Consider the following 22,437-nt stretch of genomic DNA (forward strand, 5'->3'; position numbering starts at 1 on the left):
GTTCGGCTTGTGCTGCCGGGCGCAGATCTCCGGGTGTCAACCGTGCAGGGCGGCGCGGAGCTTGACTCGCGTTCCGGTGTGCAGCACCGCGTTTCGGTAGATGCGGCCGCTCACTCCGGTCAGCAGTGCGCCGAAAGCCACGGTGAGCAGCAGCGCCAGAACGATCTCCCATCCGACGGCGACCCCAGCCGCGATGCGGCCCGGCATGAGGATCGGGGAGAAGATCGGCACCAGTGACAGAACCCGGGCGCCCGCCGAATCGGGGTCCTGGATGAGAACGTTGAAGCCTGCCACGAAACCGACTGTCAAGGTAAGACTCACGGGCGTCACCACGGATGCGGTGTCCTCCTGCCGCGACACCAGTGAACCGGCTGCGGCGTAGACCATCGCGTACAGGAAGAAGCCCAGCAGGTACCACAGCAAACCCCACAAAGCGGTACCGATCGCGACGCTGGAGAGGGTGAGGGCGCCGCTCAGCGTCGCCATTCCGAGACCCACCACGACGAAGATCGCCAGCTGCACGAGACCCACCAAGCCGAGTCCGATGACCTTGCCCAGCATCAGCTGCCACGGGCGCAGCGTGGAGAGCAGGATTTCGACGACACGGCTCGCCTTCTCCTCCACCACTCCCTGCGCCACCATGCCGCCGTAAGCCTGGATCCCGAAGAACAACAGGAACACGATCACGATCCCGATCGCGAGCCGCTGATCGGCGTCCGCCTCGCGGGGATCCAGCTCGGTCACCTGCACCTGGGCTTGCGTGACCTCACGCATCACCTGCGCCGGATCCAGGTCGGCTTCCACGAGCTTCGCGTCCAGCACCTGCTGTTGCGCGATGGCGTTGAGCACCGCCCGCAGCTGCTGGTCCAGCTCCGACTTCACCGTCACCCGCAGATCGGCGGCGCTGCCCGACAGTACCGCGTCCAGGTCACCGTCACGGACCTGCCGCGTGCCCTGCTCGGGGCCCTCGACCGGGACGGTTTCGACGGTTTCGCCGACGGCCGCGGACGCTGTTCGCAGCTGTTCCGCGACGCCGGTGGTCTGGCCGGCCAATCCGATGCGCGCCGTGTTGGCGCCGCTGATGAGCGTCGCCTGCAGCAGGAGGTAACCGGCCAGCACCACGAGGATCACGACGGTCCCCACCACGAACGACCGGGTGCGCAGGCGCGTGTTCAGCTCCCGCCGCGCGACCAGTGCCACGCCCCTCACCGGTGGGACGGTCATGACTCGCTCCCCGTGACCACGTTCCGGAACAACTCGGCCAGGCTCGGCCGCTGCCACCGGAATTCTCGCACCGGTCCGGCAGCCAGCGCCGCGGCCAGCACGATCTGGTCATCCACCCCGGAACCGAGCGCGAGCACCGTGCGCCCCGGCTCGTCGGACACCACCCGTACCCCGGCCAGCGTGTCGGCCCAGCCCGGCGCGGCGGCCGAAACCACCAGGTGCGAACCCGTGGCGGTCAGCTCCGCAACCGTCCCGCACGCCACCATCCGTCCCTTTTGGACGATGCCGACCCGGTCGCACAGCCGCTCCACCAGGTCCAGCTGGTGACTGGAGAACACCACCGGCACCCCGGAAGACGCTTTCTCCCGCAGCACATCGCTCATCACGTCCACCGCGATCGGATCCAGCCCGGAGAACGGCTCGTCCAGCACCAGCACCGCCGGATCGTGCACGAGCGCCGCCGCCAGCTGGACGCGCTGCTGGTTGCCGAGACTCAACTTCTGCACTTCGTCCTGCCGCCGCCGCGCCAGCCCCAGCCGCGCGATCCAGCTCTCCGCCGCCCGGTGCGCCCGAAGGTTGTCCATCCCGTGCAGCTCCGCGAGGTACACGAGCTGGTCGAGCACCCGCATCTTCGGGTACAGGCCCCGTTCCTCCGGCATGTACCCGATCCGCGTGCGGGTGTCGTGCGTGACCGGTTCCCCGGCGAACCGCACCTCACCGCTGTCCGCCGCGAGCACACCCAGCGCGATCCGCATCGTCGTGGTCTTGCCCGCGCCGTTGCTGCCGACGAAACCGAACAGCTCGCCGGACCCGACCTCGAACGAGATCTCGTCCAAAGCCACCACCGAACCGTAGCGTTTGGACACCCGGTCGATCGTCAGTGCCGGCGCGCGCACGGTCACAGCGGCCGCAACGCCGCGTTGAGGTGGTGGGCCAGCTCGCCGAGCAGCGTCTCGGCCGCGACATCCGCCGTGGCCGGCCGCATCGACAACACGAACGACTGCACCACCAGCAGCACCGACCGAGCCTGAACCGGCGTCGCGGCACGCCGGATCGAGCCGTCCCGGTGCCCGGCCTCCAGCAGCGCGACGATGAACTTCTCGCCGAGCCGCTGGGTGCCGCCGAGCCGTTCCAGCACGTACGGCACGACCAGCGCCGTGTCGACGTCCAGAACCGTCCGCATGAGCGGATCGGCGTTGAGCAGCCGCACCGCGGCCACCGAGCTGCGCACCAGTCGCGCCCGCGCGGTCGGGGCGTCCGCCCCGCTCACCGTGGCCTGGTGCAGCACCGCGCCGAACTCGCGCGTCATCAGCGCCGACAACACGCTGCGCACGTCGGGGAACCGGCGGTACAGCGTCATCCGGCTGACCTTCGCCGTCCGCGCGATCTCGGCCAGCGTCGTGCGCCTCAGCCCGGACGCCAGCACGCACCGGCGCGCCGCGTCGAGGAGCACGTCATCCGACACGCGCGCGGCCGTGGGGCGTCCGCGCGCGTTCGCGAGCGCGCTGGAGGGCCGGACCCGTCCGATCACACTGCGACTCTCATCGTCCATGGGTCGCACTGGAGCCCGTCATTGTTGACCACCATGCCTCGTGGTTCGCCTGCCCCCACCGGTTCCGAGAGTATCGGGAAATCCGGTGTGAGGCGCGGTGCCTTTTGTAGGCGGGCGATATTAGACGATCCGGAACGAGGCGTCGCGGATGACCCGAACGGGTTCACCAGTTACCAGTAGCCGCGACCTTACGGAAATTCGACCACACTGCGGAGCACCTCACCGCGGTGCATCTTGCCGAAGGCGTCCTCGACCCCGTCGGCGCCGATCCGTTCGGTGACGAACCTGTCGAGCGGGAGGCGTCCCTGCAGGTAGAGGTCCACGAGCATGGGGAAGTCCCGCGAGGGCAGGCAGTCGCCGTACCAGGCGGACTTGAGCGAGCCGCCGTGTGAGAAGAAGTCGATGAGCGGCATGTCGGTCAGCCGCATGTCCGGTGTGGGCACGCCGACCAGGACGACCGTGCCGGCCAGATCGCGTCCGTAGAAAGCCTGTTTCCACGTTTCCGGCCTGCCGACGGCGTCGATGACGACATCGGCGCCGAATCCGCCGGTGTGGTCCTGAATGGCCTCGATGACCTCGTCCTGCGATTTCCCGCGCGAGTTCACGGTGTGGGTGGCACCGAAGCCGGTGGCCCACTCCAGTTTCGCGTCGTCCACGTCGAGCGCGATGATCGTCGACGCACCGGCCAGCCGCGCGCCCGCGATCGCCGCGTCGCCGACCCCGCCGCAGCCGATGACCGCGACCGAATCGCCGCGGGTCACGGCACCGGTGTTGATGGCCGCGCCGATGCCCGCCATGACACCGCATCCGAGCAGCCCGGCGACCGCCGGTTCGGCCCGCTCGTCGACCTTCGTGCACTGCCCGGCGTGGACGAGCGTCTTCTCCAGGAAAGCGCCGATCCCGAGCGCCGGGGACAGCGCGGTGCCGTCGGCGAGCGTCATCGGCTGCGACGCGTTGTGGGTGCTGAAGCAGTACCACGGCTTACCGCGCCGGCATGCCCGGCAGGTCCCGCACACGGCACGCCAGTTGAGGATGACGAAGTCGCCCGGTTCGAGATCGGTCACCCCGGGACCGACCTGCTCGACGTACCCGGCGGCCTCGTGACCGAGCAGGAACGGGTACTCGTCGTTGATGCCGCCGTCGCGGTAGTGCATGTCCGTGTGGCAGACCCCGCACGCCTTCACCGAGACGACCGCCTCGCCGGGACCGGGATCCGGGACCACGACCGTCTCGAGCGTGACCGGTTCACCCTTCGCCCGTGAGACGACACCCTGTACTTCGTGCGGCATTCGGCGTACCTGCCCTTCGCATCTTCGCGCCTGATCCGAGCCTGCCATGGATGCACGGATCACGATAGGTCCTCAGGGGGTGATCAGGTAGACCACACCGCCCGGACCGCTCGCGACCGAACCGTCCTCGGCGTGCCGCTTGGTGCGCAACCAGATGTTTTCGAACTGTGCCCGCTGGTAGACGGTGCGTACGTTGTCGTTGCTGTTGGCCGCCGGATCGTTGGCGATCACGTCGCCGTCCGCCGTGAACCCGACGACGACCATGATGTGCCCGGCGGTGCCGTAGCCTGCGCCGTCGAGTTCGCTCGCCAGGAAGGACTGGGACGTGGTGACCGGGATGCCGCGGGCGATGTAGTCCTCCAGTTCGGTCAGCGAGTGCAGCCGCGTCACGTGCCCGCGCAGCCCGAAGGTGGCCGCGTAGGCGGTGTTGAACGGCCAGTTCCCGGTGCCCTCGTAGGAGTGGTCGTAGGTGTTGCGCGCGGCGTAGTCGACGGTGCGGTCCGGGTAGCCCGCCGGGATCCAGGACATGTCCTCCTCGCGCGGGCGGCGGCCCCAGTACTCGACCACCATTTCGGTGGATGTCGGGCTGCACCAGCTCTCGCCGCCCCCGCCGTACTCCGGGAAGTGTCCCTTGTGGAGGTTCTGCGCGTAGGCGGGCACCGGCAGCTCGATGCCGGAAGCCCGGCCGGGTGGCGAGACCGGAACCTCGAACCGTTCCGGCACGTTCGACGTCATCGCCCCCACGGACGTCACGGTGGGCATCGCGTGGCTGCCCTCGGCCCGGTAGAGCGAGACGCGCAGCCGGTAGGAGCGCAGCAGGACGCCGGGTTTCATGACGAGCGTGTCGACGGAGACCTGCGCGTGCGCGTCGTCCTGGCCCGCGACGCTCGTCCGCTGGATGTCGCCGTCGCCGCTGGCCCACCGACCCATGACGTACCACGCGGTCTCCTCGCCCGTCGCGGTCCGCGCCTGTGCCTCGACCTGGATCCACGTCCGCGGCGGCGTCCGCGCGTTCCACGACGCGATCAGCTCGGTGGCGTCGAAGCCGGGTTCGTGGAACGGCGAGGTCCACTGCGACCGTTCGTAGTCACGCCCGTCGTGGCTGACGACCCCGGCGGGCGCGAACGGTCCGGAGCGGGACCACTCGTGGTAGTCGATCGCCTCGTCGTCGGACCGGGACGGCGAGGCGGCGACGGGCTGGACGGTCACCGTCGCCATCATCGCGGCGGCGAGCACGGCGAGCAGAGCGCGGGTCATCAGTGAATTCTCACCCGCGCCCGAGGTGGTGTAAACCACTTACCAACTAAAGGACGGCCTGGCTCTGGGTCACCTTGGCGACGAGCTTGCCCGCGTCGTCGTGCAGTTCGGTCTCCACCACGATCACCTTCCGCCCGGTGTGCAGCGGCTTCGCGGTCGCGACCACGTGCCCCTCGCGCACCCCGCGCAGGAAGTTGGTCTTCGACTCGATGGTCGACGTGCCCTGCGCCCCCTCGGGCAGGTTGAGGAACGCGCACACCGCGCCCGTCGAGTCGGCCAGCGCCATCAGCGCGCCGCCGTGCAGGACACCGCCGATCGTGCACAGCGTGGCGTCCCACGCCAGCCGCGCTTTCACGATGTCCTTCGAATGCTCCAGCACCTCGATTCCGAGCCGTTCGGAGAACGGCATCGACTGGTGGAACAGCGCGGTTCCGGCAGAGTCAGTCATGATCCGGTTTTAGCGCAAGGGATGCGCGATCAACAACTCCGTGTTGTGGTCGCCCGCCGAACCGACGTGCCCCGGGTCGGCGTGCAGGTCGTTGAACGACAGCTCCCGGTACAGCGACGCGAGCGCGGTGGGCGAGGTGTCGCCGTAGCCGGCCGAGTACGGCGCCCGCGCCTCGATCAGGGTGGTGAACAGCGACAACGTGCCGTCGGCGTTGTCGGCCACCTCGATCACGCGGGCGTGCTGCGGGAAGTCGACGTGCGAGGCCGTGTTGATCTCCCAGAACCCCTGACCGGGCGTTGCACCCGGCCGCGCGGTGATCTTGTTGCTGTGCGTGTGCCCGTTCACCCACGCCAGCACGTTGGGGAACCGGTGCAGCAGCGCGACGAATGCGTCGCCGGCCAGGCGCGGCTCCAGCGGATGCCGCGCATCCGGCAGAACGTTGCCCATCGTGTCCGAGGTGTGGTGGCTGAACAGGACGAACAGCTCGTCGGTGACGCTGTGTGTGACCCTGTTGCCCCAGAAATCGTAGTAGACCGAGCTGCCGCGCTTGAGCGTCTGCTCGACCCACAGGTACTGCCCGAGCCCGATCGACCCGTCGGCGAACCCGGCGAGCGTGGTGGTGTCCAGGCTGATGCCGGTGACGCCGGGCGCGATGCGGAACGTGTAGTAGACGTCGACGCCGTCGGCGTTGCTGCCGGTGAATCCGTGGCCCTCCGGGCCGGGACCGGTGTTGGCCGGGTCGAGGTGCGCCTGCACGAACCCGGCGGTGGTGAAGGGCCTGCGCCGCTCGTCCGGGGTGATCTCGCGGATCGTGCCGCTGCCGCCGAACAGTTCGGACGCCGGGACGCTCGCGCCCGGCGTCCGGACGGCCCGCGCGAGCTTCACCGTGGTCTGCGAGTCCTTGCCGATCACCTTGTACCGGCCGGTGTACCAGTGCTCCATGCCCGGCAGGTCCGGCAGGCTGCCCGCGATGCTGTCGTCGTGGTTGCCGAAGGTGCAGTACCACGGCACGTCCAGGCCCGCGGAGGTGAACGGGCGGGTGCCCGCGGTCAGGATGCCGGGGATCACCGGGAAGGCCGACCAGTCGCCATCGAGGCGGCGATCCGGGTTCCAGTACAGCGGGTGGCCGGATGCCTGCACGCCCTCGTGGGCGTTCGGGTCGCCGGAGTTCGGCGTGACTTCGCCGCCGTTGAGCACGCCGAGGAACCACGCCAGTTCGAGCTGCTCATGGTTGTCGGTGTTGTCGCCGGTGGTCATGACGAAGTCGAACGGCCGCCCGGTGAACGGGCCACGCCGCACACTGTTGACGCGGTCCACGAGCGCGGCCGTGGCGACCGGGCCCAGTGTCTCCTGTGGCCGGTGGGCGGAACCGATCAGCGGGTGCAGGTACTCGAACCGGGCGGGCGATTCGGAATCGGTGATGTGCAGATCGGTGAACTGGACGAACGAGGTCAGCGCGACGCGGCGGTCGTCCCGGCCGCCCCGCGCGGCCACCAGGTCCTCCCGCGCCACCAGCGGCCAGCCCGGACCAACGGTCAGGCGCGTGTACGCGGCAGTGCCGTCGACCGGGGTCGCGACGGACTCCAGCGTCGTGCCCGCCGGGGTCACGGCCCGCTTCGTGGTTTCCCGCAACGCCCGGTCGATCGCCTCCGCCGACGGCGTCCCGACGGCCACGCCGAGCCCGGCCACCCCGGCGGCGGTCAGCACACTACGCCTGCTGAGTCCCATGCGTCCCCCAGATCGTGTGAGAAGGCCATCCGCATCCAACACGACGCGGATGGCCTTCAGGCGAACATCAGAAGTGCGTGACGTCGAGCTTTCCTTGCGAGTGGAAGGCGCGCAGGCGCTTCTTGTCGAACTTGCCGACGCTGGTCTTGGGCACCTCGTCGACGAACGTCCAGTGCTCCGGCAGCTGCCACTTCGCGACCTTGTCGCTCAGGAACTCGCGAAGCTCCTCCGCGGTCACGCTCTGGCCTTCCCGGACCACGACCGCGACCAGCGGCCGCTCGTCCCACTTCTCGTCCGGCACGCCGACCACCGCGGCCTCAGCGACCGCCGGATGGCTCATCACGGTGTTCTCCAGATCGACCGACGAGATCCACTCGCCGCCGGACTTGATGACGTCCTTCGCGCGGTCGGTCAGCGTCAGGTAGCCGTCCGGGCTGATCTTGCCCACGTCACCGGTGCGCAGCCAGCCGTCGTGGAACTTCTCCGGATCGGCCACGCCGTGGTAGCCGCCCGCGATCCACGGCCCCGCGACCTCCAGCTCCCCGACGGCCTCGTTGTCCCACGGCTGCTCGTTGCCGTGGTCGTCGATGAGCCGGGCACGCACCGAGGCGGGGAACCGGCCCTGCGAGTACCGGTACTGCCAGGCCCGCTCGCCGGTCGCGCCCGCGGGCGGGCGCGCCACGCTGCCCAGCGGCGAGGTCTCGGTCATGCCCCAGGCGTGCAGGATCGGGACGCCGTAGCGCTCTTCGAAGGTGTGCATCAGCGACGGCGGGCACGCCGAACCGCCGACGACCACCTCGCGCAGGTGCGAGATGTCCTGCGGCTCGGCTTCGAGCTGCTGCAGCAGGCCCTGCCAGATCGTCGGCACCGCACCGGCGAACGTCGGCTTCTCCGACGCCAGGATCTGCGCGAGCGGACCCGGCTGCAGGAAACGGTCCGGCATGAGCAGCGACGCGCCGACCATGAACGCCGCGTACGGCATGCCCCACGACATCGCGTGGAACATCGGCACGATGACCAGCGCGTTGTCCTCCGGCCCCAACCGCATGCTGTCGCTCATGCACACCTGCATCGAGTGCAGCCAGATCGAGCGGTGCGAGTAGACGACACCCTTGGGGTCACCCGTCGTGCCCGACGTGTAACACATCGCCGCCGCGGAGCGCTCGTCGATGTCCGGCCAGTCGAACGTGTCGGGCTGAGCGGCCAAGAGCGCGTCGTAGGAGTGCACCTCGATGCCTTCGGGTGCCTGCAGCGTGGCCGCGTCCCCGTTGGCGACGATGACGTGCCGGACGGTCTTCATCTCGGGCAGCTGCTTGGCCAGCAACGGCACCAGCGACCCGTCGACCAGCACGACCTGGTCCTCGGCGTGGTTGGCGACGAACGTGAGCTGCTCCGGGAAGAGCCGGATGTTGAGGGTGTGCAGCACGGCGCCCATCGCGGGGATCGCGAGGTAGGCCACGAGGTGCTCGGCGTTGTTCCACATGAAGGTGCCGACCCGCTGGTCCCCGGTGACACCGAGACCACGGAGCGCGTTCGCCAGTCGCGCTGCGTTACGACCGAGGTCGGCGTAGGTCTCACGGCGCGGCCCCTGATCGGTCCACGTGGTCACCTGACTGGTGGCGTGCGCCCGGCTGCCGTGTTGCAGCAGGTTGGCCAGGGAAAGGTGTCCGTCCTGCATCGTGCTCAACATGGCCACTCCCGCGTGACGAAGTTCGACGGTGAACGTGTTGTGGTCACTCTAAGTGGAAGATGCGCCCCATCGCCAGGACTGATCGCGCCCGCCCCGACCGGGGGTTTCCTCGCGTGTCGGTGTCGCGGCATCGGCCCAGGTGGCGTTTACTGGGCGCGTGGACCAGACGGCCTGGCCAGCGCTTGCGCGAGCAAGCACCGTGCTGGGTGCCAGCCGTCGCCGCGAGAGCGGATATCCGACACACGGAAGGACTACTACGTTGGCTCTGCCCACGTTGACCCCGGAGCAGCGGGCGGAAGCCCTGGCCAAGGCGGCCGAGGCCCGGAAGGCTCGCTCCGAGCTGCTCGCGTCGATCAAGTCCGGTCAGCAGACCATCGACACGGTGCTGTCGAAGGCCAAGGACGACAAGACGATCGGCAAGACCAAGGTCACCCAGCTGCTCAAGGCGGTGCCGGGACTCGGCGCCGTCAAGGTCGCCGCGCTGCTGGAGAAGGCCGGGATCGACCCGGACCGGCGGGCAGGCGGGCTCGGCGAGCGTCAGCGCGCGGCGCTGATCGACGCCCTCAAGTAGGCGTTTCCGCAGGTCGGCGGGAAGTGTTGCGCGAGTGACACTTCCGCTCGCCGACGCCTGAGCGGGCGCACAATGGGGGCGTGGATGCCGTAGAGCTGATCGAGGACTACACGCCGGGCGACTTCTGGTTCGCCACGTCACGGCACACGATCCTCGGCTCCGGCTCACGGCTGACCTTCACCGATACCGACGTGCCGGCGCTCGGTGACGCGGTCCCGGCCGCTCTGGCCGGGTCCCCGGGCTCACTCGCGGTCGGTGTCCTGCCCTTCGACACCACCGCGACGCCCGGGTACCTCGTCGTGCCCTCGGTGGCGCGGGTATCCGGCCCGGCGCATCCCTCGGCCGCTGCGCTGCCCCGGCTGACCATCGACGGCCCGTCCGCGGTCCGGGCCGTGCCGGAGCCGGTCGCCCACGTCGAGGCGGTCGCGCGCGCGGTACGGGCGTTGCAGGACCGCGGCCTCCGCAAGGTCGTGCTCGCCCGCGCGCTGGACCTGGAGTTTCCCGGCGAGGTCCCGGCGAAAGCCGTGCTGCGCAACCTGCTGAAGGACAACTCGCACGGCTACACGTTCGCCGCGGCCCTGCCCGGCGGACGATCACTGCTCGGCGCGACGCCCGAGCTGTTGCTGTCCCGCAGCGGCCGGCGCGTCGTGTCGCACCCCCACGCCGGTTCCGCACCGCGCTCGGCCGACCCGGTCACGGACCGGGAGAACGCGGACCGGTTGTCCTCCTCGCGCAAGGACCACGTCGAGCACGCCGTCCTGAGCGAGGCGATCGTCGAAACGCTGCGGCCGTTCTGCCGCCGGTTGAGCGTGCCGCGCACCCCGTCACTCGTGTCGACGCCGACGATGTGGCACCTGAGCACGATGGTGACCGGGGAGCTGGTCGATCCGGACGTGACCGCCCTGCACCTGGCCGGTGCGCTGCATCCGACGCCCGCGATCTGCGGCTCGCCGACTGTGGAGGCGCGTGAACTCGTCGGCGAGCTGGAGCCGTTCGACCGCGGGTACTACGCCGGGACGGTCGGGTGGATGGATGCCTCCGGGGACGGCGAATGGGCGGTGTCCATTCGTTGTGCGGAGGTTTCTTCCTCGCGGATGCGGTTGTACGCGGGCGGGGGGATCGTGCCTGCTTCGGATCCGAAGGCCGAGTTGGATGAGACCTCGGCCAAGTTCCGGACTTTGCTGCGCGCTATGGGGTTGGAGTAACGCTGCGCGTGCTTGGCGCTACGCGTATCCAGGGCGTCGGCTTCGCAAGCTACGCCCGGGCGCTGGCGCGCCCGGCGGATTGGCCCTGCCGCTCGGGTTGCGGGAGAGGGCTGGTTCGGGGGTGGGTGCGGTGCGTTGCCGGGTGGCGGTTGCGAGCGTGGGGATCGCGCGCGTGAGTTCTGCGGTGGGCGCGGGGGCTATGCGGGTGTCCACCAGTGTTCGGTGACTTTCAGGTCCTCGTCGGCCAGTACGGCGAGCGTCGCGCGGTACCCCTCGCCGGGGTCCAGATCGGCGATGCGCGTTCGCCGGGGGTCCAGTGCCGGGTCTTGTGACGCGACCAGCCGTGGCGCCTCCCCGGGCCCGGCCAGGGTGATGCTCTTCAACGGGATCCGCAGCCCGCGCCCGGTCGCCTTCATCACCGCCTCCTTGCCCGTCCAGTAGCGGAAGAACGCGTCGGTCCGCTCGGCCTCGGAGAGACCCTCCAGTGCGCGGCGCTCGGTGTCGTTCAGGGCGTAGGCGATCAGGGAGTCGTCCGTCTTGCGGGTGGCGGTTTCGACGTCCAGTCCGACCGGCACACCGCTGGTCACCGCGACTCCGATCCGTTCCCCGGAGTGCGAGATGGACAGGTCGAACGCCGCCCCGGGCACGCGCGGCCTGCCGTGGGGCTTGCCGCAGTCGTCGCACGTCGCGTCGAAGGTGACGTCCGCGGGGGCGCGTCCGAGCAGCTGCCCGGCCACCGTCTTGGCGAGCACCCGGCCGGTGAGGAACCGGCGCTGGTCGATCTCCTGCCGGTAGCCGCCGTGCCTGCCGCGCTCGACGTCGTCCAGCAGGCCGAGGTAGGAGGCATCGTTCGGCAGCGGAACCGCCCACCACACCACGCACTCGATCACGGAATCCAACCTACGCGGTCGGTCGCACCGAACGCGATTCTGGTGACGGGCCGAGGCGTGCGCTAACCTGACAGGTAAGCAAGCGCTTAGTAGGAGGGCCGACGATGGACTTCAGCTTGAGCACCGAGGAGCGGGAGGTGCGCGACTGGGTGCGCACGTTCGTGCAGCGTGAGCTGATGCCGCTCGAACAGGAGGTGCTGCGCCGCGAACGCCGCGGCGAACCGGGCCTCACCTCCGACGAGCTGACCGCACTGCAGCTCAAGGCGAAGGAGTCCGGCTTCTGGGGTGTGCAGACGCCCGAGGAGTACGGCGGCATGGGCCTGTCGGCCATCATGACCGCCCTGCTGGAGGCCGAACTCGGCCGCACGTTCGTGCCGTTCCGCTTCGGCGGCGCCGCGGACAACATCCTGTTCCACGCCAACGAGGAGCAGAAGCAGCGCTACCTGCTGCCGACGATCTCCGGCGAGCGCAAGTCGTGCTTCGCGATCACCGAGCCGGGCGCCGGTTCCGACGCCAAGAACATCCGCACGTCGGCCCGCAGGGACGGCGCGGACTGGATCATCAACGGCGAGAAGACCTTCATCACCGGCGGCAACGAGGCCGACTTCGTGATGGTCTTCGCGGTCACCGACCCCGAGAAGGGCGCGAACGGCGGGGTCACCTGCTTCCTCGTCGACCGGGACATGGGCTGGAAGTCCGAGCCGATCGACACCATGGGCGAATGGGGCCCGGCGGCGCTCGTCTTCGACAACGTGCGCGTGCCGGAAAGCCAGATCCTCGGCGAGGAGGGCCAGGGTTTCGCGCTGGCGATGCAGTGGATCGGCCGCGGCCGCTACCTGCTTCCGGCCCGTGCCATCGGTTCCTGTGAACGGCTCATCTCGATGGCGATCGAGCACGCCAACACGCGGGAGACGTTCGGAGCACCGATCGCGACGCGCCAGGCCATCCAGTGGATGATCGCCGACTCCGGCGTCGAGCTGGAAGCCCTGCGCTGGCTGGTGTTGCACGCCGCCTGGCAGGTCGATTCCGGAATGGACTCACGACACGCGCAGTCGATCGCGAAGCTGTACGGCGGTCAGAAGGCGAACGAGATCGTCGACCGCGTCCTGCAGATCCACGGCGGCATGGGCTACACACGGGAACTGCCGATCGAGCGGTGGTACCGCGAACTGCGCCTGCTGCGGATCTATGAGGGAACCGACGAAATCCAGCGGCGCACGATCGCCCGCAACCTGCTCAAGGGGCATGCGAAGGTCGGCGGTTCGCTGGGCTAGCGGTTTCGAGCGCACCCCTCGGGGCCGTCTCCGCGGTTTCACGGAGGCGGCCCCGAGGTCTTGCTTACCGGGAATTCAGAGTTGGGCGTTGGCGTCGCGCAGTGCGCGCGGTGCCCCGGCCAGGTCTTCCTCGTTGCAGAGGACCTTCAGGTCGTAGTACGGCGCGCCTTCGCGGTCGTCGTAGTCGAGGTGGATGGCTACCACGTCCACCGGCTCGCCGAGCCAGTCCTGTGCCGACTTGAGCCAGTTCGCGCACCGCTCGAGCGCGGTGGGCAGGTCGTCGTCGCGGAACTGGACGGGGCGGTAGGGCACATCATGTACATGATCCTGAGGGTGAGACGGAGCCGGGAGTCCCAAGGCGAGACCCGACTCGTCCAATTCCAGCTGGATCGTTCGCTCAGTCACCCTTCGAGGGTCCCTCAGCCCGGCCGAGTCGGCAAGACCCCAGCTAGGGCCGTATGCGCCACACCCGGGTAGCGACCTCGCGGGCCCGTTCCGCGGCCGTCTCGCCCCCGGTCGGCGGGCCTCCCAGCATGCGCAGCGCGAGCTGGGCATATCGGTCAGCGAGGCCGTCGAGGGACAACGCACCACGTGGTGAGTACCAGCGCGCGACGCCGGTGCACATTTCCAGCAGCGCGAGCCTGGTCACGGCCGGTTCCGGCACGTCGAACACGCCGGCGGACACCCCCTTCTCGATCGCGCCGGCCCAGATGGCCTCGTACTCGTCCCGCAGGCCGACGACGACGCGGCGCCTGCCGCGGGACAGTGCACCGACCTCGTTGTCCACCACCCGGGTCTCGGCCGGCTGCGCGGCGTGGGCCATGACGTGCAACGTGACCAGGGCGGAGAGCTGTCCGGCCGGGTCGTCGACGGTGTCGAGGGTCTGGCGCGCGGCCAGCAGGAGCCGGTCGAGGCACTCCCGCATGATGGCGGCGAGCAGGTCCTCCTTGGTGCCCATGTAGTGGTAGAGGCTCGCCGGGGAGATCTTGGCGGCCTGGGCGAGGTCCCGGATCCCGGTGCCGTGGAAGCCCTTGGCGGCGAACAGCTTGACCGCGGCCCGCCGCACGCGCTGCTCGGTGGTCAGAGCCATGCCTGCGCCGTCCGGTCGTACACCGGGTCGTCGATCGCGGCGAGCCGGCCCTTGGCGATGCGTTCGGACGGGGTGCGCGGCAGATCCGCGGTGAAGGTCCAGTAGCGGGGGACCTTGAAGTAGGCGAGCTGGGTTTCGCAGAACGCGGCCAGCTCGTCCGCGGTGGTTTCCCCTGCGGCCACGATGAAAGCCTTGATCTCTTCACCGCGCAGGTCGTCGGGAACGGCGGTGACGGCCGCCAGCTCGACGGCCGGGTGCAGCAGGAGGGCGCGCTCGACCTCGTCGGCGGAAACGTTCTCGCCGCTGCGGCGGATCATGTCCTTGGTGCGGCCGACGTAGGAGATGCGTCCTTCGGCGTCCATTGTGGCCAGATCGCCCGTGTGGAACCAGCCGTGGCGGAAGGCGCGCTCTGTCGCCTCGGGGTCGTCGTGGTAGCCGTGCATGAGGCCGACGCCGCGGAGGAGCAGTTCGCCGGTCTCGCCGCGGGGTACCGGACGGCCGGAGCCGTCGGCGATCATCGCCTCGCGGTCGCGGAGGGGGCGGCCGATGCGGCCGCTGCCCGGGCGGTGGTCGTCCGGGTTGTCGCGGATGTCGCCGCCGGTCTCGGTCATGCCGAACGCCTCGTACCAGGGCACGCCCCAGCGGTTTTCGAGTTCGGTGTGCAGGTCGCGGGGGATGGCGGAGGCCATGACCGAGCGGACGTGGTGGTTCCGGTCGTCCGGGTCCGCGGGCTGGCGCAGGAGGAGGGTGGGCATCAGGCCGAGGCAGTAGAACCAGGTGATCTCGTGCTCGCGGACCTTGGCCCAGAACGTGCTGGGGTGGAAGCGGTCGAGGACGATGAGGGTGGCGCCGGCGGCCAGCCCGGCCGCGACGTTCCACTGTGGATCGATGTAGTGGAACGGCTGGGCGGTGAGGATACGGTCGTCTTCGTTCAGGTTCGGGAACTCGTCGACGAGGCTGCGGGCGAGGGTGGTCCAGTAGCGGTGCGGCAGGACGCACCCCTTGGGTGCGCCGGTGGTGCCCGAGGTGTACTGGATGTTGGTGGGTGTTTCGCCTGGTGTTTCTCGGTGCGGTGCCGCGCCGGTGGGTATCTCGTGGGGTGTGAGGACGCGTTCGAGTGTGGTTTCGGGGGCGATGCGGGTGAGCAGTGCGGTGAACTCGGGTGCGGCGATGGCGAAGCGGGCGCCGGAGTGGCGCAGGACGTGGGCCCCGTCGAGTTCGCGGTAGTTGGTGTTGACGGGTACGAGGGTCGCGCCGAGTTTCGCGAGGGCCAGCCAGAGCAGCGGGAAGGCGGGTTCGTTGCGGAGCATGACCGCGACGCGGTCGCCGGGCCGGGTGTTCATCGCGGCGAGGCCGCCGGCGAGGCGGTCGGTCTCCCGGTCGACGTCGGCGAAGGTGAAGCGGTCGCCGGTCTCGTCGAACACCCAGGCGGTGCGGTCGGGCCAGCGGTGCGCGGCGCGACGGACGAGGGCCGCGAGGTCGTCGGGGATCATGCCCGGCTGCCGAGGGCGTTCTCGGGGAGGTGCTCGGTGATCAGGGCGTGGCTGACCTCGAGTTCGAGGGCCTGTTCGAGTGCGCTGTCGATTCCCGCGTCGAGCGCGCGCTTGGCGAGCGTGGTGGCCGGATGCGCGGGTACACGACTGGCCCACTCGCGCGCCGTCCGGTGCACGTCGGGGACGACGGCGTTGACGAGCCCGAGCCGGTGGGCGGTGCGGGCGTCGACGCGTTCGCCGAGCAGGAGGAGCTCTTTCGCCTTGAGCGGCCCGACGATGAGGGGGAGCAGCCGGGATGCCGCGCCGGTCACGCTGAGGCCGAGGCTCGCTTCGGGGAACGCGAAGATCGCGTCCTCGGCGGCGAGCACGAGGTCACAGCCCAGCGCGAATTCGGCCCCCGCCCCGATGGCATACCCGTGCACGGCGGCGATCACCGGCTGCGGAAGGTTCCGCAGGCGGCGGGTCACTTCCTGGAGCCGCTCGATGCGGGCGCGGGAGTCGCCCTCGGGGTTCTCCTTGAGGTCGTGCCCCGCGCAGAACGCCCGCCCCCGCCCCCCGAGGACGACGGCTTTGGTGCTGGTTGCCCGATCCAGCGCCGTGAGGAGGTCATCGACCAGCACGGGTGCCACGGCGTTGAGCCGGTCCGGCCGGTTGAGCCAGATGTGCGCGATGTCGTCTTCGATCTCGAGGTCCACCGAGGTCATGGGGTCGAGGATAGCCGTTCGATCGATCGATCGGTCAGGTCCGTTCGATGGTTGTTCTTCTCGTTCCGCCTGTCTGGTCTTTGGTTGGGACCGTCCCAGCTTGTTGGGCTCACCCCACTGCGGACGGCAGTCGTGCGGTGATGGCGGCACCAGTCGCGTCGCGGCGACTGCGCTTTTCGTGGGTGCACGGCGGCGTTCTTCGTGCTGCTTGGAGTGTCCAGCCAGCGCTGGGGCTGGCTTTGTGGCGGCGGGTTTCGTTTCGCGCTGCCACGAACGGCCCCTTCGTGCGCTGATGTCGGCTTCGCCAATGTCGGTTCGGAGGCCGCGCTCGTGGCGCCTTGCCGCATGCATGGTGCCTTTTGGCGAAAGGGCCAGTCGTGTTGCTGTCAGCGTCCCATTCGGGGGGGATGGCAGTTGTCTGGTCTCGCTGTCGGCGAGCGGTGTCGGTGAACGGTCCCTTCATCGCTGCATCATGGTGCCGTTCGCGCTGCCACGAACGGCCCCTTCGTGCGCTGATGTCGGCTTCGCTAACGTCGGTTCGGAGGCCGCGCTCGTGGCGCCTCGTCGCATGCATGGTGCCTTTTGGCGAAAGGGCCAGTCGTGTTGCTGTCAGCGTCCCATTCGGGGGGATGGCGGTCGTCTGGTCTCGCTGTCGGCGAGCGGTGTCGGTGAACGGTCCCTTCATCGCTGCATCATGGTGCCGTTCGCGCTGGCACGAACGGCCCATGCATCGGCCTACGGCGATGCCACTGACACCAGCACAGGGTGGGGCTCAGCGAAGCTCGCGGCGCAACTCGTCGAGCCGGTCGGCCACGTCGGACGCGGTGGCTGGGGCGAAGTACAGGAGGTGGTCGTCGTAGTGGGGCTTGGTGAGGACGGTCCACCGGCCCTCGGCATTGTCGTACACGCGCAGCGGGAAGCGCGGTTGCCGCGGCTGGCCGCTCTGGTCGCGGACCTCGGCGTGCAGTTCGGCGATGAAGTACGGCTCGAGCGAGGCGAGGTAATCGGCGCGCATCACGGCGCGGCTGGGGCGCTTGCCGTTCAGTTCGGTTTGCTTGGCGTCCCGGACCTCGCTGCGCAGGACGGTCAGCGACGGCTCGGGGGACTTGCGAACATTCTGCGGGAGGGCGTCGGCGAGGACTTTGCTCAGCCGGTCGCGTTGGAACATGCGTACGGCGACTTCCTGCTTTTCCCGCTCGGCGACGACCCCGAAGTGGGCGTTCGCGGCGACGAGGGTGGCCCGGTGGACGCCGGTCGTGGTGTCCGACAGCCAGCCGAAGCGCGCTTCGTCCGGGGTGGTGAGCAGGCGTGCGACGTCGACGAAGGTCGGCTCGTCGCGGGTGGGGCGGTGGTAGCGCGCGAGGGCTGCGTCCACGGCGCGGCCGAAGGCCGATTGTGCTTCGTCCGGGCGCCACACGGCCTGCGGGACGAGCGCGATGTGCAGTTCGTGCCCGGTGACCTTGGCGACCATGGCCGCGAGGAGGTCGACCGGGAACCGTTCCGGCTGGGCGAACCACATGGCGTTACTGGCCGAGGACCGGCGGCGAGACGGTCATCCCCGTGATGGGGTCGACGGCCTTCTCGCCCTCCGCGGTGAGCTGGAAGTGCTCGTCCTCGTCCACGATGTACTTCCGCTGGTGCTCGCCGTCGTCCTCACCCTTGCCACGGTTGCCGGCCCCGGCGCCCATGCCACCGGGGCTGCCAGCAGTGCCGTTGCGGCCAGCCGCGCCAGCGCCGCGGCCGAACGATTCGCCTGCCGCGGCCGTGTTCCCGGCACCGAACCGCTTGCCGTCGGTGAGCGGATTGCTCCCGCTACCGCCGGGACCGAAGCCACGGCCCGCGCCGCCACCGGCCGATCCGCCGCGCCCGTACGAGCCGCCACCCGCTCCGCCACCGAAGCGGCCGCCGCCCTGGGCGGTCCCGCCGCGGGGGACGGCCCCGCCGGGATAGCCGGGGTTGTTCCCGTAACCGCCGGGCATGCCGTAGCCGTTCGGTGTGCCGTAGCTGCCGCCGTGGCCACCCTGCTGCGGCACGTTCGGGCTGTAGCTGCCGGGTGCCGGTGGCGTGTACGCGGCATCCGAAGCGACGGTGCGCCCGTCGACCGGGATCTGCCCGGTCGGAGCCTGATAGGGCGCACCGCCCGACAGCGACGAGGTCCCCCCAGTGACCGCGCCGCCGCCTCGGGAGGCACCCCCAGTGCCCCCGAGACTCGGTCCGTTGCTGGTCGCCCCGCTGCCGATGTCGCCGCCGGGCTGCGTACCGCCCTGGGTGACACCGAGGACGCCGGCGTCGAGGGTGCCGTACGTGGTCGGCATCCTCGCACCATTGTCACCGGAGGTCGTGGACCAGCTCGTCATGGCCTCCACATTCTGCTTGGAAGCCGAATTGGCCGCCGCAACCCGGGCGGCCTGCGACCAGCCCCCATCGCTGTCGCCCAAGATCTCCTTGATCGAGGGCGGCATTTCGGGCACTTCCGGGACCGGGACGACCTTGTTCTTCGTGTCGAAGAAGGCTTGACTTTGGTTTTCGATGAGGTCGTTGGCCGTTTTCATCGCCGTTGCGGCATCGGTGTGGGTAGCAGCCAGCTGGGTGACGCTCTGGGATGCGATATCTGAGGCGCTACCAGTCCAACCTTCCCGCATTGCGGTGACTAACGAAGAAACTTGCGTCCCGCGAACTTCGTACTTCTTCATCACAGTCTGCAGATTGTGTCGAGCCTGTTGGAGGCCGCCAGGGCCGCGCGCTGTGTGAAAGTTTTCGTAGATTTGCTGGCCGCTCATCGCCACGGATGAAGGCGCAGAACCCAGCACCGCTCCCGTCACCACTACCCCCCGGTCCTGATGGTTTTGATCACGTTAGCAGCCACTGTCGTGGCCGCCTTGCAGTTGTCCTCGCCAGCCTGGCCCGTGACGGTCACGTGGAAGATCGTGTCGCCACCGATTCCCACATTCAGGTCGCAGGTGCCGCTTGCTCGAAAATCCGAGAGGTTGCTGAAGACTGCGGGATAGTCGGAGACAGAGGTCGGCTCGAAGTACCCGCCATGGTCGTAGAAACCTGCGGAATTCTTGTTGTAGTCGTTCTGCAAGCCGCCAGTGACTGTTGCGTAGAACAGTTGCACTGTCCATTCGAGATTGGCGCCGAACTCCCAAGTGCAATCGTTAGGTCCAGCTTGCTCATTGCGCTCCGTGATCGTGAGGTCGCGCGTCTGTTGTTCAGTCAAGCTCTTACAGGGGGTCGTGATGAACTGCGACGCATCAAGCGGCTCGTGGACTGCGGGTGCAACTTCGGTGGTTTCTGACGTTTGGGAAGTCGTGCTGCCAACTGGTGCGCCGCTCGTGACGCCGGGGAGCTTGGTATCCCCTGACGAGCAGGCAGCTAAGCCTAGTAGTGCAATAGTGGAAACAACCACGGCCTGGATTCGTCGCCTCATGGTCCAGCTCTTCCCCTATCAGTACAGACCGTGTCCGCTGGTGTCGCCGCTGTTACCATACAACCCCCGCGTGGCTTCCTGATCCTGCTGCGTGTAGGTGCCGTTGGCCTTCTTCAGGTTGTCGATCCAGCTCTGGGCGTAGTTCAACATCGCCCTGTTGTGCTCGATCGCAGCCTGAACGGACGCGAGTGTCTGGGTCGCGTTCTGGATGGCTGGTTGGTCGGGCGAGGGGGCAATGACTTGCGCCGCGGCTTCTTGAAGCTTCAAATAGTCATCCCTGATGTTGTCCCGGAACTCCTCCCACTTGGGGATCAGCGCCGCGATCTGGTCTGGATCGAAGCTGTACCCGGCACCGCCCACGGCGCTCAATCCGGCGCCGATCGTTGGCCCGATCGGTGCTCCGTTGCCATCCGTCATTGCTTCCCTACCCCCTGTGCGGAACGCAGTTCAAGGGAGATCTTAGCGCCACCGGATCATGTGTGGCGTCCGGTTGGAGCAGATGCCCCGCATAGCATGGGTCACATGCCGGTACGAGAAGCCGAGGTGGCAGACGTTGAGGAGATCTGCGCGCTCATCGAGGAGCACGCTCGTTTCGAGGGCAATGACGCCTTGATCCTGGATCGCGCGGAGATGACCAAGCATCTTTTCGGTCCGGAGCCCAAGGCGTGGGTCCTCATCGCCGAGCCGCCGGGGGAGGACGCGGTCGCGGGGATGGCCTTCTGCTCGTGGAACTTTTCCACCTGGGAGGGGCGGCCGGGGATCTGGCTGGACGATTTGTACGTCCGTCCGCAGCACCGCCGCCACGGGCTGGGCAACGAGCTGCTCTCCGCGTTGCGCGCCCGCACCGACGGGCGCGTCGAGTGGGACATGCAGGAGGGCAACGATCGCGCAGCCGCCTTCTACGGGCAGCTCGGGGCGCAGCCGGTGCCGGGCTGGATCCGCTACCGCTGGTCACCGGAAGTTAGGCAAGGCTGACTCCCACCGAGACCGCACGTAGAGTTATTAGTATGCCTGACAGTCCGCACCGCAGTGCCTCGTCGTCGATCGAGGACTACATCCGGGTCATCTACGGCCTGGTCGAGCGCGGTGAGGCCGTCACGAACACGACACTGGCCGGGCGCCTCGAGGTGAGCCCCTCGTCGGCGTCCGGCATGGTCACCAAGCTCGCCCAGCAGGGACTCGTCGAACACGTCCCGTACCGCGGCATCGAGCTGACCCCGGACGGCCGCCTCCTGGCGCGCGGCGTGCTGCGACGCCACCGCCTCGTCGAGACGTACCTGGTCCAGGAATTGGGTTACACCTGGGACGAGGTCCACGCGGAGGCCGACGCGCTCGAGCACGCTGTCTCCGACCGGCTGGTCGAGCGCATCGCCGCGAAGCTCGGCAATCCGGTGCGCGATCCGCACGGCGACCCCATCCCGGCGGCCGACGGCAGCGTCGAGGAGGTTCCGACCCGTCTTCTCGACGAGATGGACCCCGGCGCCGTGGGGCAGATCGTGCGGGTGTGGGACACCGATCCGGACATGCTGCGCTACCTGGCCGATCACGCGATCGCTCTCGGTGAGCGGATCGAGGTGGTGGAGCGGCAGCCCTTCGGTGGGTCGCTGGTGGTGAAGGTGGGGTCCGGGCCGGGGGCGGTCACGCATGCGCTGGGTAAGGAGATCGCGCAGGCGTTGAGCGTGGCGGTGTTCTGATCCGCGCTTCTCGACGTAGGTACGAGAGCCGACTCCGGGCGGACGCGGTGACGAGCCCGGCGAGGACACCATCGACCGCATGACGGGCAAACCCTTCCGCTTCGGCCTCGTGGCCGGGCAGATCACCCACCTCGCCGACTGGACCGCCCTCGCCCGGCGCGCCGAAATCCGGGGCTTCGACACGCTCCTCTCACCGGACCCGCTCGACGGCCTCGATCCCTTCACCACCCTCTCCGCCGCCGCGGCCGTCACCACCGAACTGCACGTCGGCACCTTCGTCGCCGTCAGCAAGTTCCGGGACCGGCGCCTGCTGGCCTGGCAGGCGGACAGCCTGCACAGGCTCACCGACGGCCGCTTCGAGCTCGGGCTGGGCACGGGACGCCCGGGAGCCGAGGGCACGCTGGACCGGCTCGGCATCGGCTTCGGCACGCCCGCCGAACGGGTCGCGCAGATCACCGAGACCGTTGCCCACCTCAAACAGGCCACGGACCGTCCCAGGCTTCTCCTCGCGGCGGGCGGACCCAGGATGATGGATCTGGCCGGCCGCGAAGCGGACATCGTCACCATGGCGTGGTGCCCCGCCACCACCGAAGACGACGCGCGCGGAATGGTCCGCGCCGTCAGGGAAGCCGCACCCGACCGTGATGTCGAGCTGGCCATGAACCTGCTCGCGGTGGGCGACGAACCGGCGCCCTGGCTCGAACACCACATCGGGGCGAGCGTCGCCGACCTGATCGCGGGCAACTCGCTCAGCGTCCTGCCGGGCACGCCCCGGCAGGCGGCCGACGTGCTCCTGCGCAGGCGTGACGCGCTCGGACTGTCCTACATCACGATCAACTCCGGGTACGCCGACCGGTTCGCCCCGGTCGTGGAGCTGCTCAAGGGCCGCTGACGGCAC

At 69.1% G+C, this 22,437-nt stretch carries 24 protein-coding genes and 1 pseudogene; 7 read left to right on the forward strand and 18 right to left on the reverse strand.

Annotated elements, in window-relative coordinates:
• Positions 1-36 precede the first annotated feature (36 nt).
• The 8 genes from HNR02_RS13030 to HNR02_RS13065 all read right to left on the reverse strand — a co-directional run bounded on the left by HNR02_RS13030 (position 37) and on the right by HNR02_RS13065 (position 9,188).
• Positions 37-1,224, reverse strand: a complete 1,188-nt coding sequence (locus HNR02_RS13030) for an ABC transporter permease (protein ID WP_179773450.1) — start codon at positions 1,222-1,224, stop codon at positions 37-39.
• Positions 1,221-2,120, reverse strand: a complete 900-nt coding sequence (locus tag HNR02_RS13035; protein WP_179773451.1) for an ABC transporter ATP-binding protein — start codon at positions 2,118-2,120, stop codon at positions 1,221-1,223. The genes HNR02_RS13030 and HNR02_RS13035 overlap by 4 nt, the downstream gene beginning before the upstream one ends.
• 2 nt (positions 2,121-2,122) lie before the next feature.
• Complete coding sequence (locus HNR02_RS13040) at positions 2,123-2,776, reverse strand: TetR/AcrR family transcriptional regulator (protein WP_218902830.1); 654 nt, start codon at positions 2,774-2,776, stop codon at positions 2,123-2,125.
• 188 nt (positions 2,777-2,964) lie between these two features.
• Positions 2,965-4,065, reverse strand: a complete 1,101-nt coding sequence (locus HNR02_RS13045; RefSeq protein WP_179773452.1) for an S-(hydroxymethyl)mycothiol dehydrogenase — start codon at positions 4,063-4,065, stop codon at positions 2,965-2,967.
• 72 nt (positions 4,066-4,137) lie between these two features.
• The gene (locus tag HNR02_RS13050) at positions 4,138-5,322 is read right to left on the reverse strand and encodes a C39 family peptidase (RefSeq protein ID WP_179773453.1); all 1,185 of its coding nucleotides are present in this window, start codon (positions 5,320-5,322) and stop codon (positions 4,138-4,140) included.
• Positions 5,323-5,368: 46 nt separating this feature from the next.
• Entirely contained in the window at positions 5,369-5,770 is a 402-nt protein-coding gene (locus tag HNR02_RS13055) for a PaaI family thioesterase (RefSeq protein WP_179773454.1), read from the reverse strand.
• 9 nt (positions 5,771-5,779) lie between these two features.
• On the reverse strand, positions 5,780-7,498 hold the full coding sequence (locus tag HNR02_RS13060; RefSeq protein WP_179773455.1) for a TIGR03767 family metallophosphoesterase: 1,719 nt from the start codon (positions 7,496-7,498) through the stop codon (positions 5,780-5,782).
• 67 nt (positions 7,499-7,565) lie between these two features.
• Positions 7,566-9,188 carry a long-chain fatty acid--CoA ligase gene (locus HNR02_RS13065; RefSeq protein ID WP_179773456.1) on the reverse strand — a complete coding sequence of 541 codons (1,623 nt, stop codon included), beginning with the start codon at positions 9,186-9,188 and terminating at the stop codon, positions 7,566-7,568.
• Between the two features lie 259 nt (positions 9,189-9,447).
• On the opposite strand from HNR02_RS13065, the gene mihF reads away from it, so the two are divergent.
• Both mihF and HNR02_RS13075 read left to right on the forward strand, forming a co-directional pair.
• Complete coding sequence (mihF, locus tag HNR02_RS13070) at positions 9,448-9,759, forward strand: integration host factor, actinobacterial type (protein ID WP_179773457.1); 312 nt, start codon at positions 9,448-9,450, stop codon at positions 9,757-9,759.
• 80 nt (positions 9,760-9,839) lie between these two features.
• Positions 9,840-10,964, forward strand: a complete 1,125-nt coding sequence (locus tag HNR02_RS13075) for an isochorismate synthase (RefSeq protein ID WP_179773458.1) — start codon at positions 9,840-9,842, stop codon at positions 10,962-10,964.
• Between the two features lie 197 nt (positions 10,965-11,161).
• On the opposite strand, the gene HNR02_RS13080 is transcribed toward HNR02_RS13075, so the two are convergent.
• Positions 11,162-11,854, reverse strand: coding sequence for a 4'-phosphopantetheinyl transferase family protein (locus tag HNR02_RS13080; RefSeq protein ID WP_179773459.1), 693 nt, complete (start codon positions 11,852-11,854; stop codon positions 11,162-11,164).
• Between the two features lie 104 nt (positions 11,855-11,958).
• Here HNR02_RS13080 and HNR02_RS13085 point away from each other — a divergent pair, with 104 nt between their 5' ends.
• Positions 11,959-13,128 carry an acyl-CoA dehydrogenase family protein gene (locus HNR02_RS13085; protein WP_179773460.1) on the forward strand — a complete coding sequence of 390 codons (1,170 nt, stop codon included), beginning with the start codon at positions 11,959-11,961 and terminating at the stop codon, positions 13,126-13,128.
• 75 nt (positions 13,129-13,203) lie between these two features.
• Here HNR02_RS13085 and HNR02_RS13090 read toward each other — a convergent pair whose 3' ends face one another.
• From HNR02_RS13090 to HNR02_RS13115, 6 genes are all read right to left on the reverse strand, one after another.
• Positions 13,204-13,533, reverse strand: coding sequence for a hypothetical protein (locus HNR02_RS13090; protein WP_179773461.1), 330 nt, complete (start codon positions 13,531-13,533; stop codon positions 13,204-13,206).
• Between the two features lie 43 nt (positions 13,534-13,576).
• On the reverse strand, positions 13,577-14,218 hold the full coding sequence (locus HNR02_RS13095; RefSeq protein ID WP_179773462.1) for a TetR/AcrR family transcriptional regulator: 642 nt from the start codon (positions 14,216-14,218) through the stop codon (positions 13,577-13,579).
• The gene (locus tag HNR02_RS13100) at positions 14,209-15,711 is read right to left on the reverse strand and encodes an AMP-binding protein (RefSeq protein ID WP_179773463.1); all 1,503 of its coding nucleotides are present in this window, start codon (positions 15,709-15,711) and stop codon (positions 14,209-14,211) included. Before HNR02_RS13100 ends, HNR02_RS13095 begins: the two co-directional genes overlap by 10 nt.
• The gene (locus tag HNR02_RS13105) at positions 15,708-16,415 is read right to left on the reverse strand and encodes an enoyl-CoA hydratase/isomerase family protein (RefSeq protein WP_179773464.1); all 708 of its coding nucleotides are present in this window, start codon (positions 16,413-16,415) and stop codon (positions 15,708-15,710) included. The genes HNR02_RS13100 and HNR02_RS13105 overlap by 4 nt, the downstream gene beginning before the upstream one ends.
• A 772-nt stretch (positions 16,416-17,187) precedes the next feature.
• Complete coding sequence (locus HNR02_RS13110) at positions 17,188-17,934, reverse strand: ESX secretion-associated protein EspG (protein ID WP_179773465.1); 747 nt, start codon at positions 17,932-17,934, stop codon at positions 17,188-17,190.
• Positions 17,935-17,938: 4 nt separating this feature from the next.
• Positions 17,939-18,730 (reverse strand): hypothetical protein, encoded by a 792-nt coding sequence (locus HNR02_RS13115; RefSeq protein ID WP_246339251.1) that lies wholly within the window; start codon positions 18,728-18,730, stop codon positions 17,939-17,941.
• On the opposite strand from HNR02_RS13115, the gene HNR02_RS35430 reads away from it, so the two are divergent.
• The gene (locus HNR02_RS35430; RefSeq protein ID WP_246338554.1) at positions 18,720-18,932 is read left to right on the forward strand and encodes a hypothetical protein; all 213 of its coding nucleotides are present in this window, start codon (positions 18,720-18,722) and stop codon (positions 18,930-18,932) included. The two genes, HNR02_RS13115 and HNR02_RS35430, sit on opposite strands and share 11 nt — an antisense overlap.
• Before the next feature lie 8 nt (positions 18,933-18,940).
• Here HNR02_RS35430 and HNR02_RS36955 read toward each other — a convergent pair.
• From HNR02_RS36955 to HNR02_RS13125, 3 genes and pseudogenes are all read right to left on the reverse strand, one after another.
• Positions 18,941-19,195 (reverse strand): annotated as a pseudogene (locus HNR02_RS36955) (hypothetical protein); the annotation flags it as partial.
• Between the two features lie 44 nt (positions 19,196-19,239).
• Positions 19,240-19,845 carry a DUF3558 family protein gene (locus HNR02_RS13120; protein ID WP_179773466.1) on the reverse strand — a complete coding sequence of 202 codons (606 nt, stop codon included), beginning with the start codon at positions 19,843-19,845 and terminating at the stop codon, positions 19,240-19,242.
• An 18-nt stretch (positions 19,846-19,863) separates the two neighbouring features.
• A complete protein-coding gene (locus HNR02_RS13125; protein WP_179773467.1) occupies positions 19,864-20,262 on the reverse strand; it encodes a hypothetical protein in 399 nt (132 codons plus the stop codon).
• A 105-nt stretch (positions 20,263-20,367) separates the two neighbouring features.
• Here HNR02_RS13125 and HNR02_RS13130 point away from each other — a divergent pair, with 105 nt between their 5' ends.
• From HNR02_RS13130 to HNR02_RS13140, 3 genes are all read left to right on the forward strand, one after another.
• On the forward strand, positions 20,368-20,820 hold the full coding sequence (locus HNR02_RS13130) for a GNAT family N-acetyltransferase (RefSeq protein WP_179773468.1): 453 nt from the start codon (positions 20,368-20,370) through the stop codon (positions 20,818-20,820).
• A gap of 32 nt (positions 20,821-20,852) precedes the next feature.
• Positions 20,853-21,539 (forward strand): metal-dependent transcriptional regulator, encoded by a 687-nt coding sequence (locus tag HNR02_RS13135; protein ID WP_179773469.1) that lies wholly within the window; start codon positions 20,853-20,855, stop codon positions 21,537-21,539.
• 79 nt (positions 21,540-21,618) lie between these two features.
• Positions 21,619-22,431, forward strand: coding sequence for an LLM class flavin-dependent oxidoreductase (locus HNR02_RS13140; protein WP_179773470.1), 813 nt, complete (start codon positions 21,619-21,621; stop codon positions 22,429-22,431).
• The last annotated feature ends 6 nt before the right edge of the window (positions 22,432-22,437 follow it).

The organism is Amycolatopsis endophytica (assembly GCF_013410405.1).
GTDB classification, from domain to species: Bacteria; Actinomycetota; Actinomycetes; order Mycobacteriales; family Pseudonocardiaceae; genus Amycolatopsis_E; species Amycolatopsis_E endophytica.

Excerpts from the sequence above, each read along its gene's own strand:
- HNR02_RS13040 (WP_218902830.1), bottom strand. The coding sequence starts at position 2,776 with ATGGACGATGAGAGTCGCAGTGTGATCGGACGGGTCCGGCCCTCCAGC.
- HNR02_RS13050 (WP_179773453.1), bottom strand. The coding sequence starts at position 5,322 with ATGACCCGCGCTCTGCTCGCCGTGCTCGCCGCCGCGATGATGGCGACG.
- HNR02_RS13065 (WP_179773456.1), bottom strand. The coding sequence starts at position 9,188 with ATGTTGAGCACGATGCAGGACGGACACCTTTCCCTGGCCAACCTGCTG.
- HNR02_RS13130 (WP_179773468.1), top strand. The coding sequence starts at position 20,368 with ATGCCGGTACGAGAAGCCGAGGTGGCAGACGTTGAGGAGATCTGCGCG.
- HNR02_RS13085 (WP_179773460.1), top strand. The coding sequence starts at position 11,959 with ATGGACTTCAGCTTGAGCACCGAGGAGCGGGAGGTGCGCGACTGGGTG.
- HNR02_RS13045 (WP_179773452.1), bottom strand. The coding sequence starts at position 4,065 with ATGCCGCACGAAGTACAGGGTGTCGTCTCACGGGCGAAGGGTGAACCG.
- HNR02_RS13115 (WP_246339251.1), bottom strand. The coding sequence starts at position 18,730 with ATGCCGACCACGTACGGCACCCTCGACGCCGGCGTCCTCGGTGTCACC.
- HNR02_RS13140 (WP_179773470.1), top strand. The coding sequence starts at position 21,619 with ATGACGGGCAAACCCTTCCGCTTCGGCCTCGTGGCCGGGCAGATCACC.
- HNR02_RS13125 (WP_179773467.1), bottom strand. The coding sequence starts at position 20,262 with ATGACGGATGGCAACGGAGCACCGATCGGGCCAACGATCGGCGCCGGA.
- HNR02_RS13055 (WP_179773454.1), bottom strand. The coding sequence starts at position 5,770 with ATGACTGACTCTGCCGGAACCGCGCTGTTCCACCAGTCGATGCCGTTC.
- HNR02_RS13060 (WP_179773455.1), bottom strand. The coding sequence starts at position 7,498 with ATGGGACTCAGCAGGCGTAGTGTGCTGACCGCCGCCGGGGTGGCCGGG.
- HNR02_RS13030 (WP_179773450.1), bottom strand. The coding sequence starts at position 1,224 with ATGACCGTCCCACCGGTGAGGGGCGTGGCACTGGTCGCGCGGCGGGAG.
- HNR02_RS13105 (WP_179773464.1), bottom strand. The coding sequence starts at position 16,415 with ATGACCTCGGTGGACCTCGAGATCGAAGACGACATCGCGCACATCTGG.
- HNR02_RS13100 (WP_179773463.1), bottom strand. The coding sequence starts at position 15,711 with ATGATCCCCGACGACCTCGCGGCCCTCGTCCGTCGCGCCGCGCACCGC.
- HNR02_RS13135 (WP_179773469.1), top strand. The coding sequence starts at position 20,853 with ATGCCTGACAGTCCGCACCGCAGTGCCTCGTCGTCGATCGAGGACTAC.
- HNR02_RS13095 (WP_179773462.1), bottom strand. The coding sequence starts at position 14,218 with ATGGCTCTGACCACCGAGCAGCGCGTGCGGCGGGCCGCGGTCAAGCTG.
- HNR02_RS13110 (WP_179773465.1), bottom strand. The coding sequence starts at position 17,934 with ATGTGGTTCGCCCAGCCGGAACGGTTCCCGGTCGACCTCCTCGCGGCC.
- HNR02_RS13120 (WP_179773466.1), bottom strand. The coding sequence starts at position 19,845 with ATGAGGCGACGAATCCAGGCCGTGGTTGTTTCCACTATTGCACTACTA.